The 2,852-nt window shown below is 72.9% G+C and carries 1 protein-coding gene; it reads left to right on the top strand.

Annotated features, from left to right (window positions below; genetic code table 11):
* Window positions 1-2,852, top strand: a 2,852-nt coding sequence (locus PJ985_RS23045) for an SDR family NAD(P)-dependent oxidoreductase (protein WP_271685827.1), incomplete at both ends; no start/stop codon positions are given.

The raw sequence follows: 2,852 nt of genomic DNA, 5'->3' as shown, positions 1-2,852 counted from the left end.
CTGGGTCCGCCAGGTCCGCGAACCCGTCCGCTTCGCCGGCGCCCTCACCGTCGCGCGGCAGGAGCACGGTGCCACCCGCTTCCTGGAACTCGGCCCCGACGGCACACTGTCCGCCCTCACCCACGGCACCACGGACGACGTCGTTGCCGTACCTGCACTGCGTGCCGGTCACAGGGAGACCGAGGCGCTCGGGGACGCGGTCACCCGCCTGCACGTGCGCGGCGTCGTCGTCGACTGGACGGCTGTCCTCGGCACGTCGGCGGAGTGGATCGACCTGCCGACCTACGCTTTCCAGCGCGAACGGTACTGGCTGGAGCCCACACCTCCGACGGCCGGGCAATCCGAAGCATTCTGGTCGGCGGTGGAAGCGGACGATCTCGACGGTCTGCCCGTCACCGCTGATGAGCGTGCGGCGCTCGACGCCGCGCTTCCCGTGCTCGCCGAGCTGCGCCGCAACCACGACGACCGGGCATCCGCTGACGCCTGGCGATACCGTGTCGCCTGGGAACCGCTGCCCGACAGCGCCGCCGCCCCGGCCGGCACCTGGCTGGTCGTCACCCCCGACGGTGAGACGGATCCCGACGTGCGGGCTGCCCTGGACGGTGCCTCTCTGGTTCCGATCGCCGTGGCAGGGCACGACCGGGTGGGTCTGGCCGACGTGCTGCGCACGGTGGCCGGAGGCGTCACGGGCGTCCTCGCAATGCTGCCGGCCGAGGGTGTGCTGAGCCTCGTACAGGCACTCGGCGACGCCGGGATACCCGCGCCCCTGTGGTGCGCCACCCGGGAGGCTGTCGCCGTCAACCGGTCCGAACGGCCCGCCGACCCGGCCGCCGCAGCGGTCTGGGGGCTTGGCCGGGTCATCGCGCTCGAACTGCCCGAGCGGTGGGGAGGTCTCATCGACCTGCCCGCCAGGCTCGACCTCCACGCGGGGCGGCGTCTTGCCGGAACCCTCCTCGGAACGACGGAGGACCAGGTGGCCGTACGTGCCGAGGCGAGCTACGGCCGCAGGCTGCGGCACGCGCCGGTGGACAGCCGGCCCACTCGCTCCTGGACTCCGGACGGGCCGGTGCTGATCACCGGCGCCACCGGTGCCGTCGGCTCGCACGTCGCCCGCTGGCTCGCCGGCCGGGGTGCCACCGAACTCGTCCTGGCAAGCCGCAGGGGACCGCAGGCGCCCGGCGCGGCCGAGCTCGAAGCTGAACTGACCGCCCTCGGTGTCACCACCCATCTCAAGGCCTGTGACATGGCCGACCGTGACGCTGTCGCCCGCCTGCTCGACGAACACCCCGTGACCGCGGTGTTCCACGCCGCGGGGCTGATCGACGACGGTGTGGTCGACGCGGTGACCCCCGACCGGCTGGCGGCCGTGCTGCGCGCAAAGGCCGAGTCAGCGCGGGTACTCGACGACCTGCTCGGCGACGTCGGCGAGTTCGTCCTGTTCTCCTCGTTCGCGGGCACCGTCGGCAGCGCTGGGCAGGGCAACTACGCCGCCGCCAACGCTCAGCTCGACGCCCTCGTCGAACGACGCCGAGCCGACGGCCTTTCCGGTACTTCTGTGGCCTGGGGGCCATGGGCCGGAGCCGGCATGGCCGCTGACGGCCCGGTCGCTGAGCGACTGCGACGGAGCGGCCTCGTCGCGCTGGAACCGGTGCGTGCCCTGACCGCACTCGGCCGGGCACTCGACCTGCGGGACCGGTGTGTGCTGGTCGCCGATGTCGACTGGGCGCGGTTCGTCCCCGGCTTCGCGGCCGCCCGGCCCACCGTGCTCTTCACCGACCTGCCCGAGGCCCCCCGCCCGAGCGCGCCGGTCACACTCGCCCCCGGCGAGGTACTCGGTGTCGTGTGCTCCCGTGCCGCCGAAACACTCGGCCACACCTCCGCTGCGGCGATCGACCCCCACCTCGCGTTCCGGGATCTCGGCGTCGACTCGCTGACCGCACTGGAACTGCGGAACGCACTAGCCTCCGATACCGGGCTCCGTCTACCCGTGAGCCTGGTGTTCGACTTCCCCACCCCTGCCGCCCTGGCAGCGCACCTGCGTGACCTGCTCGGCGGTGAACGGGCCGAGGCCGAGGGGGCGCGGTCGCCGGCCGTGACCGTTCCGGCGGACGAACCGATCGCCATCGTCGGCATGAGCTGCCGTTTCCCCGGCGGGGTCGACTCCCCGGAGGACCTGTGGCGGGTGGTCACGGAAGGGACCGATGCCATCGGCCCGTTCCCCGTCGACCGGGGCTGGGACCTGGCCTCCCTGTATGAGCCCGACAGCCGGCGCCCCGGTACCACCTACGCCCGGGAGGGCGGCTTCCTCACCGGCGCTGCCGAGTTCGACGCCGAACTGTTCGGCATCTCACCGCGTGAGGCACTGGCGATGGACCCGCAGCAGCGGCTGCTGCTCGAGAGTGTCTGGGAAGCTGTCGAGGGAGCAGGCATCGACCCGCACTCCCTGCGCGGTACCTCCACCGGAGTGTTCGCCGGCACCAACGGCCAGGACTACGCGACGCTCCTGTTCGACGGCGGGGCGGAGGCGTCCGAGGTGGAAGGCCACGTGGGCACCGGCAATGCCGCCAGCGTGCTCTCCGGCCGCGTCGCCTACGCATTCGGTCTGGAAGGCCCCGCGGTCACCGTTGACACGGCCTGTTCGTCCTCCCTGGTTGCCCTGCACTGGGCTGTCCAGTCCCTGCGCAGCGGCGACTGCACCCTGGCGGTCGCCGGCGGGGTGACCGTGATGGCCACACCGGGCGCGTTCATCGAGTTCGGCCGCCAGCGGGGTCTGGCCGCCGACGGCCGGTGCAAGGCCTTCGGTGCCTCGGCCGACGGGACCGGCTGGGGCGAGGGTGTGGGGGTGCTGCTCG

This window comes from Streptomyces sp. ACA25, from assembly GCF_028200735.1.
GTDB lineage: Bacteria > Actinomycetota > Actinomycetes > Streptomycetales > Streptomycetaceae > Streptomyces.
Note: the sequence above shows the minus strand (reverse complement) of the source record. Positions and strands in the feature narration are given on the sequence as shown.